The sequence below is a fragment of the Lentzea rhizosphaerae genome, from assembly GCF_042649515.1.
Taxonomy (GTDB): domain Bacteria; phylum Actinomycetota; class Actinomycetes; order Mycobacteriales; family Pseudonocardiaceae; genus Lentzea; species Lentzea aerocolonigenes.
This window is the reverse complement of sequence record NZ_JBHRZI010000059.1, coordinates 1-809: the sequence shown is the minus strand read 5'-3', so window position 1 is coordinate 809 and position 809 is coordinate 1. Positions and strand designations below refer to the sequence as shown.

The window sequence follows — 809 nt, the reverse complement described above, 5'->3', positions numbered from 1 at the left end:
CTAAGGTAGCGAAATTCCTTGTCGGGTAAGTTCCGACCTGCACGAATGGCGTAACGACTTCTCGACTGTCTCAACCGCAGGCCCGGCGAAATTGCATTACGAGTAAAGATGCTCGTTACGCGCGGCAGGACGGAAAGACCCCGGGACCTTTACTATAGCTTGGTATTGGTGTTCGATTCGGCTTGTGTAGGATAGGTGGGAGACTGTGAAGCTGGCACGCCAGTGCTGGTGGAGTCATCGTTGAAATACCACTCTGGTCGTATTGGATGTCTAACCTCGGTCCGTGATCCGGATCAGGGACAGTGCCTGGTGGGTAGTTTAACTGGGGCGGTTGCCTCCCAAAGAGTAACGGAGGCGCTCAAAGGTTCCCTCAGCCTGGTTGGCAATCAGGTGTTGAGTGCAAGTGCACAAGGGAGCTTGACTGTGAGACTGACGGGTCGAGCAGGGACGAAAGTCGGAACTAGTGATCCGGCCATGGCTTGTGGAAGCGTGGTCGCTCAACGGATAAAAGGTACCCCGGGGATAACAGGCTGATCTTGCCCAAGAGTCCATATCGACGGCATGGTTTGGCACCTCGATGTCGGCTCGTCGCATCCTGGGGCTGGAGTAGGTCCCAAGGGTTGGGCTGTTCGCCCATTAAAGCGGTACGCGAGCTGGGTTTAGAACGTCGTGAGACAGTTCGGTCCCTATCCGCCGCGCGCGTAGGATACTTGAGGAAGGCTGTCCCTAGTACGAGAGGACCGGGACGGACGGACCGCTGGTGTGCCAGTTGTTCTGCCAAGAGCATTGCTGGTTGGCTACGTTCGGAA

At 56.4% G+C, this 809-nt stretch carries 1 rRNA gene; it reads left to right on the top strand.

Annotated features, from left to right (window positions below):
• Positions 1-809: ribosomal RNA gene (locus ACFOWZ_RS47760) — 23S ribosomal RNA — on the top strand; the annotation flags it as partial.